At 59.6% G+C, this 15446-nt stretch carries 14 protein-coding genes and 1 pseudogene; 11 read left to right on the forward strand and 4 right to left on the reverse strand.

Going from position 1 to position 15446, the window contains the following annotated elements; all coding sequences use genetic code 11:
• Positions 1-60: 60 nt before the first annotated feature.
• A complete protein-coding gene (locus ACNJX9_RS03990) occupies positions 61-1218 on the forward strand; it encodes a hypothetical protein (RefSeq protein ID WP_439407871.1) in 1158 nt (385 codons plus the stop codon).
• Between the two features lie 68 nt (positions 1219-1286).
• Here ACNJX9_RS03990 and ACNJX9_RS03995 read toward each other — a convergent pair whose 3' ends face one another.
• Both ACNJX9_RS03995 and ACNJX9_RS04000 read right to left on the reverse strand, forming a co-directional pair.
• Positions 1287-2660 carry a hypothetical protein gene (locus ACNJX9_RS03995; RefSeq protein WP_439407872.1) on the reverse strand — a complete coding sequence of 458 codons (1374 nt, stop codon included), beginning with the start codon at positions 2658-2660 and terminating at the stop codon, positions 1287-1289.
• Positions 2661-2679: 19 nt separating this feature from the next.
• Entirely contained in the window at positions 2680-3357 is a 678-nt protein-coding gene (locus ACNJX9_RS04000) for a hypothetical protein (RefSeq protein WP_439407873.1), read from the reverse strand.
• 258 nt (positions 3358-3615) lie between these two features.
• Between ACNJX9_RS04000 and ACNJX9_RS04005 the strand changes: the two genes are divergently transcribed.
• Positions 3616-4704, forward strand: coding sequence for an FAD-dependent oxidoreductase (locus ACNJX9_RS04005; RefSeq protein WP_057751855.1), 1089 nt, complete (start codon positions 3616-3618; stop codon positions 4702-4704).
• A 104-nt stretch (positions 4705-4808) separates the two neighbouring features.
• On the opposite strand, the gene ACNJX9_RS04010 is transcribed toward ACNJX9_RS04005, so the two are convergent.
• Both ACNJX9_RS04010 and ACNJX9_RS04015 read right to left on the reverse strand, forming a co-directional pair.
• Positions 4809-5801: a cysteine synthase A gene (locus ACNJX9_RS04010; protein ID WP_057751858.1), complete on the reverse strand. Its 993-nt coding sequence runs from the start codon at positions 5799-5801 to the stop codon at positions 4809-4811.
• A 446-nt stretch (positions 5802-6247) separates the two neighbouring features.
• Complete coding sequence (locus tag ACNJX9_RS04015; RefSeq protein ID WP_157083640.1) at positions 6248-6514, reverse strand: hypothetical protein; 267 nt, start codon at positions 6512-6514, stop codon at positions 6248-6250.
• A 135-nt stretch (positions 6515-6649) separates the two neighbouring features.
• Between ACNJX9_RS04015 and ACNJX9_RS04020 the strand changes: the two genes are divergently transcribed.
• The 9 genes and pseudogenes from ACNJX9_RS04020 (at position 6650) to ACNJX9_RS04060 (ending at position 14375) form a co-directional block, all read left to right on the forward strand.
• Positions 6650-7498, forward strand: a complete 849-nt coding sequence (locus ACNJX9_RS04020) for a class I SAM-dependent methyltransferase (protein WP_439407874.1) — start codon at positions 6650-6652, stop codon at positions 7496-7498.
• A 184-nt stretch (positions 7499-7682) separates the two neighbouring features.
• A pseudogene (fusA, locus tag ACNJX9_RS04025) lies at positions 7683-7940 on the forward strand (elongation factor G); the annotation flags it as partial.
• A gap of 50 nt (positions 7941-7990) precedes the next feature.
• Positions 7991-8554 carry a GNAT family N-acetyltransferase gene (locus tag ACNJX9_RS04030; RefSeq protein ID WP_439407875.1) on the forward strand — a complete coding sequence of 188 codons (564 nt, stop codon included), beginning with the start codon at positions 7991-7993 and terminating at the stop codon, positions 8552-8554.
• 201 nt (positions 8555-8755) lie between these two features.
• Positions 8756-9391 (forward strand): LysE family translocator, encoded by a 636-nt coding sequence (locus tag ACNJX9_RS04035; protein WP_439407876.1) that lies wholly within the window; start codon positions 8756-8758, stop codon positions 9389-9391.
• Between the two features lie 379 nt (positions 9392-9770).
• Positions 9771-10924 (forward strand): IS3 family transposase gene (locus tag ACNJX9_RS04040; RefSeq protein ID WP_439405783.1). Its coding sequence is split into 2 segments (ribosomal slippage): positions 9771-10020 and positions 10020-10924, totalling 1155 coding nucleotides; the frame shifts between segments, so codons are not numbered across the junction.
• Positions 10925-11528: 604 nt separating this feature from the next.
• Positions 11529-11666: a hypothetical protein gene (locus ACNJX9_RS04045; protein WP_162268401.1), complete on the forward strand. Its 138-nt coding sequence runs from the start codon at positions 11529-11531 to the stop codon at positions 11664-11666.
• A gap of 150 nt (positions 11667-11816) precedes the next feature.
• Complete coding sequence (locus ACNJX9_RS04050; protein ID WP_057751871.1) at positions 11817-12134, forward strand: hypothetical protein; 318 nt, start codon at positions 11817-11819, stop codon at positions 12132-12134.
• A 153-nt stretch (positions 12135-12287) separates the two neighbouring features.
• Positions 12288-13163, forward strand: a complete 876-nt coding sequence (locus tag ACNJX9_RS04055; protein ID WP_439407877.1) for a tyrosine-type recombinase/integrase — start codon at positions 12288-12290, stop codon at positions 13161-13163.
• 12 nt (positions 13164-13175) lie between these two features.
• Positions 13176-14375: an IS91 family transposase gene (locus ACNJX9_RS04060; RefSeq protein ID WP_439407878.1), complete on the forward strand. Its 1200-nt coding sequence runs from the start codon at positions 13176-13178 to the stop codon at positions 14373-14375.
• Positions 14376-15446 lie beyond the last annotated feature (1071 nt).

The following is a 15446-nucleotide window of genomic DNA, read 5'->3' on the forward strand; positions in this document are numbered from 1 at the left end:
CGACGGCGCCGAGTGAAAAGTCGGATCGACCGTCGCGGCGAACAATTGCGAGAGGAAGCAATGGATCGGTTGCCGAAGAAGCGAACAGCTATTCTGGCAGCGTTTTGTCTGGCGGCTTTGGCTGCGGCGGATATGCCGGCTCCCTTGCGCGCCGCGCCGGCCGGTTACGAAATCCAGAGTTTTCCAGTGCCGGAAGCGCTCCAGTCGGAGGGCCGGTCGCTTTCGGCGGACAGCAAGGATTGGATGAAGAAGTGGAGGGGAATGAACCTCGAGGACAGCGCCTCCTATACATTCAAGGAGCTGTCGGGCTCGACGTCGATCAATATGAAGATCGAGAAGATCGATGCGTCGGATCCGAAAGGCTACAAGTCGCGCGGATCCTTCGTCCCACGGAATAGTTCCGCCAATCCCGACATCGAGATCGCGGCTTTCAATCTCAGCGCCATCCTTGGATACGACCAGATCTATCGCCCCGCCGCACGCTACGAGCTTGGCCCGATCGCGAGCCAGGCGTTGAAATCCCTCATCGGAAAGTACAACATTCATGGTTCCGCGCGGCTGGCCAACAAGGCCCGAATATTGAAGGCCATAGAGTCCGGGTCACCCCTGAAGGGCTGTGTCAAGGCCAAGAAGGACGACACGGGCGTCGCGTTCGACGCGATCGCCAACACCCACGCCGCGTCAAATGGCGCCCCGAACGCCGGTCACCCGATCATTCGGTTCCTGCAGGCGGCGAATGACAAGCCGACGGCAGGCAAGAGCCTGATTTTGAAAACCGGCTATGACGGCGACGAACTCGAGCTCGCGCGGGAATATTCGGTCATCATGACGATCGACGCCATCACCCAGCAGTGGGACCGGTACAGCGGCGGCAACGTGGCGATCCGGAAAGACGATCAAGGTCGCGCTCATTTCTACATGACCGATAACGGCGGAGCCGATCTCAGCGACAGTTGGAACGCGCGGAATCTGACCTGGTTCAGCCGCTTCGATCGCGGCGTCATCCAGAAACTGGACGATCTGAAACGATTCCTCGACACCCCCGCGACCGGCTATCTCGGATATTCCGATCCTGAAGTGTTCGTCGCCGACCTTGGTCTCTACTCCCAAAACAGCGCGGCTATCAATGTTCAACGGCTCAGAAGGAACCTGGGCTTTGTGCTGGACTACGTCCGGGCGACCGAAACCAAGTTCGGCGATAAAGCCTTCTTCGACTGAGTCTGCCGCGCGCGATCAGACGACGCAGCTGATCGGATTCGCCCGCGGCCGCCGCGGCTGCGGAGCTCTCACGGCTCGCAACTCCTGACTTTGACTGTTTGGGTCGAGAAATGGGCCTGCAGATCCAGGTCGAGCTTCAAGACGCCTTTGAGGCATGCTTGATGCAGCTTGGTCGCAAGGTCCTTCAGATTCCTTCGGATGTTGGCGTAATCGTCGGCCGTAAAAACCAATTCCCGGACGAAGAAATCCTTCGTTTCAGTCGAATCGGCAACGGCGTCAAGTTGCTGGAGAAGCAGGTAGGTCTTGGGATCAATGTGCGCGATACGATCGGCCAGGCCGACTCGATTTGCAATATTCTCCTTTGCGACCCCGCAGTCATTGTCTTTCAGGAGCATCTTCTTGAGCTGAACAGCTCCCAGTCTCGCAGCCTCTTCGGGCGTCAAGTCCTTGCTCGACTTCAGCTTGGGGCTGCCATCCCCCTCCGGGTCCGCTGCGTCGAGGTAGTAGTAGGTGGTAAGATAGTGGATGTTGCCGAAGCGATCCTGCTGGTTCATCAGCGTGTCGAGCACGATCAAGTCCGCAGCATCCTTGAGCTGCACCATCTCCTGAACGTTTTCGGTGGTGAAGCTTCGTCCCACCAGCGTACTGATGTCGACGTTGCGGGCCAGCATTTGCACGACCGGGTTCCTGTCGCGGAAATTCACCGCGCGGGCTACGTTGTTGGCTCCGCCATTGAAGAACTCCTTGTAGAAGCTTTCATGCTTTGGATTTTCGCTAAGGGCGCCATACGACTGGGTGAAGTCGTTGGTCAGCAGAAAATCCCGCCTTTTGCCGTTCGCGCCTGCTGTCAATTGCGCCATCAGGCTTGCCCAGGTCTGATGAATAAGACTGTTCGAGGCGGTCTCCGCCAGCGCCGCGCGACCGAGGGCAATATGGTTTTGCAGGTCGAACGTGCGCAGAACTGCCGGAGGTACGTCAGCGATGCCACCAAGCATGCGCGACAGATGGTAGTAGCCGAGGATGGATGGCGTGTAGCTGCAGCTGGAGCTCAGCTTGTATTTGGCTATCTTGTGGGCGCCGGCAGTGTTGCAACGAGCGGCCTCAACCTGTTCGGGAGTGCCCCCTTGAGGGAGTGAATAGAGGTCAAGACCCGGATTCGTGCTGTTGAGTTTCGGACAAACAGCCGAATTCTTGTGCTCATCGATATTGCAAAGCCGAATCTCGATCTCGCTGTCCTTGTCGAAATATTTCCCCGCAGCGAGATGCTTGGGAACGACGCAAATCTCGGCATTTCTGCCTGGCACCGGAATCTGCATGGTCTGTTCGCCGCGCGCAGGGTCGACGGATAAGCCGGCATAGGCGTATGCCGGAGCCAGCAGCTGCAGCGGCAGCAATAGCAGCTGAGTGAAACGCGCAGGTCTCATGGCGTGCGATGCGCGCATGAAAAAGGTCCTGGAAGCCTCAATGATATTGCGGACAAACGCGAGCCGCGTCCTGCTCGGAAATTTGCAGCTCCGGATCCGTGAAGCGGACGAAATTCGCGACCTCGTCATGCTCTTTTGGATAACGAATCTTGGGCGGGATCACGCTATCCCAATATTCGGCTGCCTTGCGGGAATCCCATCCCGCTGGAGCGCAAAATTGAGCGAGGGAAGCGGCCGCGATAAAACCGGAAGCGTGCAGGCCATACCAGCAATGGACGTACATCGCACCCTTGCCTTGAGTGATGATCTCATGGAGCTTGGTGAACACCGTCTTCAAGGCCGCGCGGTTGTCCCACTGGTGATAGTCATATTGGAGCGAATTGCCGGCGCAGCTGACATTCTCGGTACCGTTCCATCCGGTTCGATACGCGTACACCGCCTGCGAGAAGCCGGCTTTGCAAAGTGCCTGAAGAGACTGATTTTGCAGCGGTCGGCGTGGACCGTCCACACCAGCGCGAGACCCTTCGGTGCCGCCGCGATAAAGGACCCCGGGCATGACGACGCGAAAGTGCGTCAGTCCTACTCCGTTCCCAACTGGAAAGAGCTTCTCTTTCTTCATATCGGCGTCGTCGGTTCCCGCAGGCTGCGCAAGAGCGCTCGCTGCAACTGACAGTCCCAACAGCAGAACCGAACAAAATCCCGGGATCTTGGACATGGCGTCTCCTCACCAAAGATAGTCAGTCTTGACGTCGCGTCGGACCTTGAGTCCCTCCTGAAAGCGAAAAGAGCGAGGTGGCTCCAGCGCATCCTGGGCAGCTCAGCAGATCGCGCTGGTCTCGACGTTAGAGCAGCCAGCGACCAAAGGTTGTGAACCACTTCACATGGCCGGAAAATGCGATTGAGCTAAGGTTGCAATCTCAAGTGAAGGTCGTTTGGTGCAGAGGTAGGTTCATAGGTTTGGCGAGGACCGGACATGCCAGCAACGCCCAATTTGCCGACGCCCGATTTCACCTTCGATGCCGACCAGCCCGGCGCATGTATCGCTGGCGTACGGCCGTATCGCAATGGATCCTACCGTCTCGACGCCGAGACGATCTCCAGCAAATTCTTCGTCCATAACTATGGGCATGGCGGTGCCGGCATTACGTTGAGCTGGGGCTGCGCCTCCAAGGTGCGGGATATCGTCAGGAGCCATCTGGTTGGCTCGCCCGATACAAAGGTGGCCGTCCTGGGTGCAGGAGTGATGGGCCTGACCGCCGCCACGCTGCTTGCCGATCTCGGTCTGACGGTCACGATCTATTCGGACCGCCCGCCGCTGCAGACCACGTCATCCAAGGCCGGCGGCCAGTGGGCGGTGTCGGTGGTGGAATTCGCGGGCAAGAGACAGGAACTCACTGACATCATCAAGTTCGCATACACGACCTTCAAAGCCAGCATCGGCCAGGGCTTTGGCGTCAGCGAGCGGCCGAACTATTCGGCCACGCCGTCGCATAATCTGGACGTCGTGATCCAGCTGGCGCCCGGTCTCATCAAGCCAAGGCAATCGCTTCCAAGGGAGCCGTTCGAGGGCCATACGAAGCCTGGCTTCGTCTACCAGACCTTGCTGATCGAACCGCCGATCTTCCTTGCGAAGCTCGAAGCAGACCTGCGGGCGCGCGGCATTACGTTTGTGAACAAGAGATTCGTCGACAAGTCGGACATCATCGCGTCGGTGCCGGAAACGATCGTCGTCAATTGTACCGGGCTCGGGTCGATGATGTTGATGAGCGATCCGAAGATGGTCCCGATCAAGGGGCAGTTGGCGATGTTGCCGCCGCAGCCCGCGTTGCAATATTTGTATGGTCAGGACGGATACTTGTTCCCGCGCGCCGATCACGTCGTCATCGGCGGGACGTTCGAGGTCGGCGTGAACAATGAGACGCCAGACAAATCCGTGTGCCAGGATCTCGTTCGTCACATCGCCTCCCAGTTTGGCAAGGCGGCGGCGAAGCCTCTTCCGGACATCCACATCCACAACCCGGACCACGCGCCGATCGTCAATCCGCAAATCCCGGAGGTCTGAGGCGAGGTCTCGTAGGTGCGAGGTCTCGTAGGGTGGCTTAGTCCTGCAGATGCGCGGAGCGCATCTGCAGGGGGTAACCCACCAGCTTCGGCGAATTGCTCGAATTATGGCGCCTCCAACCAGCGTGGAACGGGCAAGTCTTTCTGGCGCAGAAATTCCGGGTTGAACAGCTTGGATTGATAGCGCTGTCCGCCGTCGGCGAGGATGGTCACGATGGTCTTGCCGGGACCGAGGTCCCGCGCAAGCCGCATGGCTCCGGCGATGTTGATGCCGCTCGATCCACCGAGCACCAGTCCTTCGTGCTCGATCAGGTCGAACAGAACTGGCAACGCCTCCTCGTCCGTGATCCGGTACGCCGCATCGATTGGTGTGCCTTCAAGATTCCTGGTCACACGCACTTGTCCTATCCCTTCGGTAATGGAGTTTCCTTCGCTCGTCAGCTCGCCCTTGGTGAACCAGTTGTAGAGCGCGGCCCCCATGGGATCGCTGAGCGCAATCCTGATTGCTGGATTTCGCTCTTTGAGGGCTCGTGCGACCCCACCCAGCGTTCCGCCACTGCCGACGGCACAGGTAAAGCCGTCGATCTTTCCGCCCGTTTGTTGCCAGATCTCCGGCCCGGTCGTGCGGTAGTGGCCCTCGCGATTGGCAACGTTGTCGAATTGATTGGCCCAGAACGCACCGAGCTCTTCGGCGAGCTGGCCGGAATAGCGCGCGTAATGACTGGGATCCGAATAGGGAACGGCAGGGACCAGTCGCAGGTCTGCACCGCAGAGGCGCAGCATATCCTTTTTCTCCTGACTCTGCGTGTCAGGCATCACGATCACGCTTCGATAGCCGCGTGCATTCGCCACGAGCGCAATGCCGATGCCGACATTGCCGGCCGTGCCTTCGACGATGACGCCGCCGGGGGCGAGCTTGCCGCTTCGCTCGGCATCATCGACCATGGCGAGCGCCGCACGATCCTTGATCGACCCACCTGGATTGAGAAATTCGGCCTTGCCGTAGATCTCGCAGCCCGTGGCCTCCGACGCCATTCGCAGCCTGATCAATGGCGTATTGCCGATGGAGTCCAGAAATCCCGTACGGATACCGTTCATCGCCTGCTCACGCTCGCGTGCTCGCGCGACTTTAGGCTGTTCGGCGGACAATTCGGTTCTCTAGTTTGGGCGATGTGAGCAACGACTCGGGCGTCCAATCCGTGCGATCGGCAATTCCATTCCTGCGCTGTCTTTCAGTCTGCCTTGCGGGATGCACCGCCTGGTTCGCCTGCAAGGTCGCCCGCCGGCTCGATGTCGGCGACCACACGCTGATCATCACCGAAGCCTGTATGCGGTCACCATGCGGTGAGGCGGGGAGCGTCCCTTACGCCGCTTTTTCTGACTGGGCGAGATTAGGCTGTGTACTCACCAAGGCTAGCCGCCTGATGTCCGCTCACCTCGAACGGCAGCGGAGAACCGGACATCTCCGGATGTCGCGAAAGAGCCAGAAGCAGACATTGTGGATACCGTTAGTATCCAAACGGCGCGCAAGCCCTTGGTGAGGGTCAACCAGAAGCGCCATCATTGCCGGTCGGAATTCGTGTCACTTGGTTGCGCAGAAACCTCGCTCGCTCATTGCATTCGTCAACAGTTGCATTGAGCGGCAGCCCAATCCAGCGCAAACGGCCGATCGAAATAAATGTCGAGAGAACGGATGCGAGCAGGCACGAAAGGAGAATTTCGCTGGCATGTTGCCCTTGCCAAAGCAGGACCGGAATGAGGCCAAGTACAACCCATAAAGCAGAGTTCAGAACCATCGGCAGGCGATTCATCGGGCGGCTCCGTTCGGCGATTGCACAAAGATATGTGCACAACCTTGAGCCAAATGTCCATCCGCCGAGGATGCTGCCGCTCGCCGGAGCTGTTATGATGATGCGGTGTTGGGGATGGATCGTCCGGAAGAGGTAATGATCATGTCTTCAGAAGGATTGTCGAGCAGCGACGCCGAACGACTGCGTGCTTTCGAACGCCAAGGTCATGACGCTCTGGCAAGGAGTTATTACGAATTTTTTGCAGCGGTGACCACTCTAGCCACCGAGCCGCTTCTCGACGCCGTACGTTTGCAACCGGGCGCAAATCTGCTGGATGTCGCGAGCGGGCCCGGTGCTCTTGCGGCGGAGGCGGCAAATCGCGGCGCGCGCGCCGTGGGCGTTGACTTGTCCCCACGGATGGTAGAGCTGGCACACCAACTGCATCCTGCCATAGAATATCGTGAGGCAGACGTAGAACATCTCCCATTTCTCGATCATATGTTCGACGCGGTCGTCTGCGCCTTTGGGCTTGGACATTTTCCCCAGCCGGAACTTGCTGTCGCAGAGTGCGTCCGAACCTTAGCGCCAGGCGGACGCATTGCGTTCGCTTGGTGGGATGATCCGGCGCGCCAGCGGATCCAAGGCCTCTTCCGTGAAGCCATTGCCGAGATCGGAGTAACGTTACCGAAGGACGTCCCACAGGGCCACAATGTGTTTCGTTTCTCGGACTCGGACGAATTTCTTCGGTTACTAAGAGGAGCTGGGCTCACCGCGGTGGCGGTCACCGGGCATGCAGCCTCCTTTTTCGTTCCGGATACGGAAACTCTTTGGCGAGGTGGGTTAGGCAGCCTCGTTCTAACTGGCGCTGTCATCAGGCACCAAGATCATGCAACTCAGGACTTGATCCGAACCGCGTTCGAGCGCCGCGCCAAGGTCTACAAATCGGCCCATGGGCTGACGCTGCCTATCGCGTTCAAAATTGGCTCCGGCCAGCGATCGACTTGATGGCTGCTCAAGCGAAAGGTCGCCTTTGGCTCAACTGCGTCTTCAACTCTGTTCGAGCGCTGTCGGACGCAGCCTGGTTCGCGTGGAGATCAGCAGCGGGCCAAGCTAGACCTTTTGAGTTAACACCGCTAACCTTAGGTTGAACTCGAGCTTGCCCAGTTGAAGCGCGGAGCGAATTTTGAGCGTTGAGCCGATCATGAAGATTGAAGTGGTGACCCCGGAAGATTGCACGGGCACCGTCATCAGCGACCTGAATGCGCGGCACGCCCGGATTCGGGGCCAGGGTGTGCGCGGCAAAGCAAACGTCATCACGGCGATGGTGCCACTCGCTGATATGTTCGGCTACGCAGATGGCCTGCGCTCTCCAAGCCGAGGGCGTGCAACTTTCACGATGGGTTTCGACCATCATGCTACGGCGCCCAAGCCATCGAACGACGCTTAGGCCATCGAATTCCGACGCCACATTTGATTGGACGCGCGACTGGCGAGAGCATGATGTTGATAACCAAGGGACGGAATTTTCCCTCGCTGTCCACAAAGCGCCTGGTGCTGCGCGCCATGAAACCCAAAGATGCCGCCGCCTTCGGAGCACTCCTGTCGATACCGGAAGTAACCCGTCATTCAAACTGGCCGGATAAACCCAGCAAAATTCAAAGCGAACGCTATGCAAGGTGGATGGTGAAGCTTTACGCCTCCGGCAAGGGCTGCGCGTGGATCATCGAAGACCGAAAGTCGGAATCCCTCATTGGCGCGATCCGCTTCAATAGCTTTGAGAGAAAATGGAGTTCTGGCGAGATCGGGTACGAGTTACACCCGCAATTTTGGGGAAAGGGCCTGATGTCCGAGGCGGTCTCCGCCACGGTGGCCTGCGGTCACGAGATTTTTGGGCTTAACCGCATTGAGGCTTGGACGCTTCCGGGAAACTCGGCGTCAGACCGGGTCCTGGAAAAATCCGGATTTCGATATGAGGGCACCCTTCGACAGAAGGCCTGGTTCAAAGGCGCCTATCATGATTTCCGGATGTTTGGACGGATCGCGGGCGACCCACCGAATTAAATGATCGGTTGCAATTCGACGTGCTGACGTTCGGTCCGGGTCTCAAAGGCTTCCTTCGCGCCTGGCATGCCCTCGGTCCGGTCGTGTCCAGCAAGCAGACATCGTCGCGCTCTGGGCTTAGGTCAGCCAGGGGCCAAATGCCGACTTCTCGCAAGCTATTTCCGGGCTGTTACCAGACGCTTTCGGTGATATAGCGCCCTCATGTTTGATCCCATCCAATTCGCACTCTACATCGCTGCCGCGCTGCTACTTGCCATAACGCCGGGGCCGGGCATCTTTTACGTGGCAGCACGGACTCTCGCGGGTGGCAGGGGCGAAGGTATTAGCTCCAGCCTTGGAACCGGCTTAGGTGGTATGGTTCACGTCATTGCTGGGAGCTTAGGGATTTCGGCCATCGTGCTGACTAGTGCAGAACTATTCACCGCGCTTAAATTGGTGGGAGCCGCCTACCTCGTTTGGCTTGGTGTCCGCACATTCCGATCCGCTCGTAAGGATGCGGAGTTCGGCAAAGCGATGCCCTCGATCGGCACGCTGCGAGCGTTTCGAGAGGGGGTACTTGTTGAAGCGCTGAACCCTAAAACCGCAGCGTTCTTTCTAGCCTTCATTCCACAGTTCGTCGACTTGAATGCTGGACATGTGGCGATCCAGTTCATTGTTCTGGGCGCGGTATCAGTGGTTCTAAATACGCTGGCAGACGTTGTGGTGGCTTTTGCTGCGAGCAGCATCCGAAGCGGCGTGGCGGAACGTCCAAAACTTATTCGAAGACTGCGCGAAGGGTCCGGCGCGGCCATGGTGATGCTTGGCTTAGGTTTGGCTTTCGCTAAACGACCTTCCTGAGGTTCAGGCCCGTTACTGCTATGGGTCAAAGGCTGCCCTCCGCAGTCGGCAAATTCTGGTCGGATCTTCTTCCGGGAGCGGACATCGCCGCGCTCAGGGCTCAGGGCAGCCACGTGCCATAGGCGACGTCCACTAGCCTTCACTCAGGGATGCAAACGGACGTCCGCCGAAGGAATGGCAAATGAGAGAGGCCGCTAGCCGAGGTGGCCTTACTCTTGGAAGTCTTGAACGGTCTTGATCCGCTCAGCGCAGCGGGCAAGGCCTTCATAGTCTTCGGCTATTTTTCGGAGTGTTCGTCTTATTTGAGGGTGCTCGGCATGAGCTGCTGCCGGTTTGATGGACACCGAGATTAGGTGTTTTATCGAGCCGGAGGTTGGCGATGAAGAGACGGAAGTTCAGTCGCGAGTTCAAGGTCGAGGCGGCCAAGCTGGTCAGGGAACGCGGGGTGTCGGTGGCACAAGCCAGCCGTGACCTGGACGTGCACGAGAATGTCCTGCGCAAGTGGATCAAGGAGTTCGGCTCCGACCGGACACAGGCCTTCCCCGGCCATGGGCAGTTGAAACCCGAGCAGCAGGAGATCGATCGGTTGCGCCGTGAGGTCGCCAAGCTGAAGGCTGAGCGGGATATCCTAAAAAAGGCCGCAGCCTTCTTCGCGAAGGAAGCGACATGAAGTTCGTCTTCATCGCGAAGCACCGGGCGATCTGGCCGGTGGCATGGCTATGCGATGCGCTGGGAGTGTCGCGGTCCGGCTTCCATGCCTGGCTGAACCGCTCGCCCAGCGCCAGATCCCGCAGCGACGAGGATCTCGGCGACAAGGTGAAGGCCAGCTTCATGGCGAGCGACCGCACCTATGGCGCGCGCCGTGTCTGGCGCGATGTGCTCGCCGAGGGGGCGGACTGTGGCCTACACCGGATCGAACGGCTGATGCGCCTGCAGGGCCTGCGGGCACGGCCGCGCAGGCGGCGGTTGCCGAAAGACAGCGGCGATCGACAGCTCGAGACGGTGCCGGCGAACCTGCTGGACAGGCAGTTCGTTGCCGAGCGGCCGAACCAGAAGTGGATCGCCGACTTCACCTATCTCTGGACGACCGAGGGCTGGCTCTATGTGGCGGCGGTGATCGACCTGTTCTCGCGTCGGGTGGTGGGCTGGTCGATGAGTGCCACCATGACGGCACAGCTGGTAACGGACGCATTGTTGATGGCAGTCTGGCGACGCGGCAAGCCGGATGCGCTCTTGCATCACTCCGACCAGGGCAGCCAGTACACCAGCGAGCAGTTCCAGCGCTTGATGACCGACCACGGCATTGTCTGCAGCATGAGCCGTTCCGGCAACGTGTGGGACAACGCTGCGATGGAGAGCTTCTTCTCCTCGCTCAAGACCGAACGGACGGAAGCCAAAACCTACAGGACCAGAGACGAGGCGCGCGCCGATGTGTTCGACTACATCGAGAGATTCTACAACACGATCCGCAGGCACTCGACGATCGGCTACGTCAGCCCGGTTGAGTTCGAGCGCAAGGTGGGATTAGCTTAACCCGGTGTCCATCAAACCGGCAGCAGCTCAGCATTATTCGCCAGGGCGTGAAACTCCTCGGCTCGATTCCACCAATGCTGGGGCGGGTGCATGGGCTTCATTCCCATTACGCTACGTATTCGTCAGGAAGTGGCAGCTTCAGCATCTCAAGGCTGTCGTGATACGCGGGTAGGTATCGCTGCAGCAGCTCTCAAGGCTCTCGGGATCGTGGTGGTAGGGCCGACGGAACTTCTCTGGTGCGCTCATATGTCATCGTTCCCAGCCTAGCCGGAAACTCCGGCGCCGAGGCGCCGAAGTTCCAGTGGCCTCGGTACTCACGGCGCCGAGGATCATCCCGGAAACCACTAGTCTCTGTGGGCCGCCCCAAACCCTGCGTATTCTGGGCTCATGTGTCATTGACGAATATCAGTTCCGGGAAGGGATTGTTTGTCAGTCCACTCCCCTTGAGGGACATCGCAATCGCCGAGCGACGGAATATCCGCAGTGGGTCACAAGCTGACGAATTGGCCGATGGCGCTGGTGGGCAGCTAAGGGCCAGAAGGCGACATCTCGGGCTGGGCCGATAATGTGACAGGCCGCCCTGAGGCGGCGTCGGAGGAAAGACATGGCCCTTCGATTTGCGATCGAACTTCTCAAATCCATCGCGATCATAATTGCGCTGACGCTGGCAATGGGCTTTGCGGTCGAATTCGTTGTTTCCGCTCTATCCGACCGTGATGTAAGTGGCGCATTTGGTTCTTAGCCGGAATTGCTGGCGGCATACTTGGCTTAGTCGTCGCCGTCGTGATCGTCCTCAGGCGGATTGCTGACGTCGAGGATTGATCTGTCCTGATAAGCATAGATTGCGACTTAGTCTCGCTATAAGCTTGCTTGCTTTCTGGGAAGGCAAAACATGTTACCCGCAGATTACGTTTTTGGCCTCGCTGTTGCGTTAGTCGTCATATTCAACGTCTATTTTGGACCCCGTATCGAGCGCGAACGCGTTGCAATGCAGTGGGGACGTAACGGCGAGCCAACATGGTGCGCCCCAAAATGGTTGGCGATGTGGGGAATGATTGTCTTCATGGCGGCTGTTCGGCTTTTTATTTGGCTGGCCTCGACATATGCGCCGCAGCGTGTGCACGGAGTTGAACTAGGAATAGTCATTTTCTCGGTGATCGCCGCGGGCTCCCACCTATTTGTTTTGATGAAGGCGAGAGCGGCGCGCTGACGACGTCGCGCAAGTCGGCTAAGGGTCAAAGGACTAAACCGCTCGCGCGGTAGGCCGCTGCGGCAAGCGGGGCGGCCAAGACGATAGCGCCGAGGGGCGTCCTGTCTTGAGATTGAGGGGTTGCAACAACCTCACTCAAGACAGGAGCATCCCATGACCGACGAGGCAATGAGCCCGTTGCGCCGGCGCATGATCGAAGACATGACGATCCGCAAGTTGGCCCCGAAGACCCAACATGACTACGTGCAAAGGGTCAAGAACTTCGCGGCGTTTCTCGGGCGCTCGCCCGATACGGCGAGCTTCGAGGACGTGCGGCGCTACCAGCTGCATCTGGCGGCGAGCGGCGTTGGGGTGCCGACCATCAATCAGACCGTCTCGACCCTGCGGTTCTTTTTCAAGGTCACGCTGAAGCGCCACGAGATTGTCGAGCACACCCATGTCATTCACGAGCCGCGCAAGCTGCCGGTGGTGCTCAGCGTCGAGGAGGTGGCGCGGCTGCTCGCTGCCGCGCCGGGGCTGAAGTACAAGGCGGCGCTAAGCGTCGCCTATGGCGCCGGCCTGCGTGCTGCCGAGGTGGTTTCGCTCAAAGTCGCCGACATCGACAGCAAGCGCATGATCATCCGCGTCGAGCAGGGCAAGGGCGGCAAGGACCGTAACGTCATGCTCTCGCCGAGCTTGCTTGACCTGCTGCGGGCCTGGTGGAAGGCGGCGCGGCCGCAGGGCTGGCTGTTCCCGGGCCGCAATCCGGCCCAGCCGATGACCACCCGCCAGCTCAATCGCGCCTGTCACGCTGCCGCCCAGATGGCGGAGATCAACAAGCGTGTCTCGCTGCACACCTTGCGCCACAGCTTCGCCACTCACCTCCTGGAGCAGAACATCGACGTTCGCGTCATCCAGGTGCTGCTCGGTCACGCCAAGCTCGACACCACGGCGCTCTATACCCGTGTCGCCACCAAGACGATCAGCGAGGTCATGAGCCCGTTGGAGCACATTGCTCTCAAGCTCAAGGAGGCGCGGCCGTCCGGTTGACGCCGGGCACCTATGTCGTGCCCGGTTCTGGAGGTTGCGGATATCTTCCGCGACCATGGCCCGGCATGGCGCAAGGCCCATGCCGGCCATGTCAGCCTCGACCAGTTGAAGGTGATGTCGGCGATCGAGAGTTGCCGCACGGCAGCCCTCGGCGGCCATGTCGCGCGCTGCGCGGACTGTGCCTATACCACCATCGCCTACAACTCCTGCCGCAACCGGCACTGCCCGAAGTGCCAGGGCGCTGCCGCGAAGGACTGGCTTGCCGACCGCGAGGCCGAGTTGTTGCCGGTGCCGTACTATCACGTCGTGTTCACGCTGCCGGCGGCCATCGCCAACATCGCCTACCAGAACAAGGCCATCCTCTACGATTTCCTGTTCAAGGTCTCGGCTGAGACCATGCTGACGATCGCGGCCGATCCGAAGCATCTCGGCGCCAGGATCGGCATCACCGCCGTGCTGCACACCTGGGGCTCAGCGCTCACCCATCACCCGCATGTGCACATGATCGTGCCGGGCGGTGGCATCTCGCCCGATGGCCAGCGCTGGGTCTCGTGTCGGCCGGGCTTCTTCCTTCCCGTGCGCGTGCTCTCCCGCCTGTTCCGGCGCCTGTTCCTTCAGAAGCTCGTCACCGCCCACCAAGCCGGCCGCCTGAGCTTCTTCGGCGAGCACACAGAGCTGGCCGATGCACAGTCCTTCGCAGCTTTCCTGGCGCCGCTGCGCAAAACTGAATGGGTCGTCTACGCCAAGCAGCCGTTCGGCGGACCTCAGGCGGTGCTGGCCTATTTGTCGCGCTACACCCATCGCGTCGCCATCGCCAATAGCCGCCTGATCGCCTGCGACGAGCGCGGCGTCACCTTCAAGTGGAAGGACTATCGCATCGAAGGCCGCGATCGATACAAGCAGATGAGGCTCGGGACCTTCGAGTTCATCCGCCGCTTCCTCAGCCACGTGCTGCCAAAAGGCTTGCACCGCATCCGCCACTACGGCCTGTTCGCCAAAGGCGCTTGCACCGACAACATCGCACGCGCCCGGGAGCTGCTCGCCGCTGCAAAACCTGAAGGTCAGCCCACCGTGGCCGCCGTCGATCCCAGCAAGCCGGCTTGTCCATGCTGCGGCGGTCGCATGAACATCATCGAAGTCTTCGAGCGCGGTGCAATGCCACGGCATCGGCCGACAGCTCCAACGAACCACATCAGGATCGACACCTCATGACCGTGCCGCAATCCCGCAAATCCGCTCGCCGCGCTAGCTGGCCTTCGACCAGCCACGGCAGAGCGCGTCCAGATATCTATCAACCGTCACAAACCGTCGGACAATTTGTGGAGTTCGATGCCATCCGCTGCGCATTCGTCAGTGACTTCACCGTCGCGCAACGCGTTGGACCGGCTCGATCCCGATCAACGAGCTCGCCCACGACGCTCAAATCCCCATAGCGACTGCCGCAACGCCTTACGTTTCCTCACGCGCGGTTTCCTCCCTTGGAGGCTTTCGGACGCCGGCCGCCCGAATATGCCGCGCCGTCGGTCATGCGGCCGGCATCCGAAACCCTTCACAAACTGCGACGACAACCCTGTTTCAGGACTGGTCTCGATCTACATCGCATAGCGGACGCTTCGGCGGATTCGTGCGAAGGTCAGCACCCGGCCACAAGGAGGGTCCGCCGAACGAGCGAGCCGGTGCGCTATATAATTCATGTTGGAACCGATTAACTTGTTTCAATCTATTTAATTCAGTGGTACGTTAATATCTGCCGTCTGACAACCATAGGATGGTTCCCATGCCCTCGGAAGACGAAGATCGGCGGGAGTTTTTGAAGACCTGCGGAAAATTCGCAGCGGTCACACCGCCTACCATGACCATGCTGCTGTCGACCTCCCTCACATCAAGCGCAATTGCGCACTCCGGAGGTGGAGGCGGCCGGGACGAGCACCGCGAACACCATCGCGACCGCGACTAGTGACAGGAAATCTTTCTGAAGGGACATGAGGCCGCCTTGCAGGGCGGCCTCAATCGATTGGGCCAAATACTCTCACAGCCCTCTTCGCGATCTCGTCCGGAACCGCCCGTACGGATGAAGAGCGCGATGTCTGGATGCGGGCGCGGTGGGATGAGGCTAAGGCATTGCAAAGGCCCTTGCCCGAGGACGCGCTGAGGATCGTGATGCGTGGGCGGGGAAGGAAGATCGGATGGCAACGTGATTGGTCAGGTTGGTGCCAAGAAGCGGACCAATGACGGACCGTCCGGTATCGTCGCGATGGGCATTTGCGGAGCCGTGCGCCGCAG

This window comes from Bradyrhizobium sp. BLXBL-03, from assembly GCF_051853015.1.
GTDB lineage: Bacteria > Pseudomonadota > Alphaproteobacteria > Rhizobiales > Xanthobacteraceae > Bradyrhizobium > Bradyrhizobium manausense.

Coding starts and splice junctions, on each gene's coding strand:
- ACNJX9_RS03990 (WP_439407871.1), top strand. CDS start 61: ATGGATCGGTTGCCGAAGAAGCGAACAGCTATTCTGGCAGCGTTTTGT.
- ACNJX9_RS03995 (WP_439407872.1), bottom strand. CDS start 2,660: ATGCGCGCATCGCACGCCATGAGACCTGCGCGTTTCACTCAGCTGCTA.
- ACNJX9_RS04000 (WP_439407873.1), bottom strand. CDS start 3,357: ATGTCCAAGATCCCGGGATTTTGTTCGGTTCTGCTGTTGGGACTGTCA.
- ACNJX9_RS04005 (WP_057751855.1), top strand. CDS start 3,616: ATGCCAGCAACGCCCAATTTGCCGACGCCCGATTTCACCTTCGATGCC.
- ACNJX9_RS04010 (WP_057751858.1), bottom strand. CDS start 5,801: ATGAACGGTATCCGTACGGGATTTCTGGACTCCATCGGCAATACGCCA.
- ACNJX9_RS04015 (WP_157083640.1), bottom strand. CDS start 6,514: ATGAATCGCCTGCCGATGGTTCTGAACTCTGCTTTATGGGTTGTACTT.
- ACNJX9_RS04020 (WP_439407874.1), top strand. CDS start 6,650: ATGATCATGTCTTCAGAAGGATTGTCGAGCAGCGACGCCGAACGACTG.
- ACNJX9_RS04030 (WP_439407875.1), top strand. CDS start 7,991: ATGATGTTGATAACCAAGGGACGGAATTTTCCCTCGCTGTCCACAAAG.
- ACNJX9_RS04035 (WP_439407876.1), top strand. CDS start 8,756: ATGTTTGATCCCATCCAATTCGCACTCTACATCGCTGCCGCGCTGCTA.
- ACNJX9_RS04045 (WP_162268401.1), top strand. CDS start 11,529: ATGGCCCTTCGATTTGCGATCGAACTTCTCAAATCCATCGCGATCATA.
- ACNJX9_RS04050 (WP_057751871.1), top strand. CDS start 11,817: ATGTTACCCGCAGATTACGTTTTTGGCCTCGCTGTTGCGTTAGTCGTC.
- ACNJX9_RS04055 (WP_439407877.1), top strand. CDS start 12,288: ATGACCGACGAGGCAATGAGCCCGTTGCGCCGGCGCATGATCGAAGAC.
- ACNJX9_RS04060 (WP_439407878.1), top strand. CDS start 13,176: ATGTCGTGCCCGGTTCTGGAGGTTGCGGATATCTTCCGCGACCATGGC.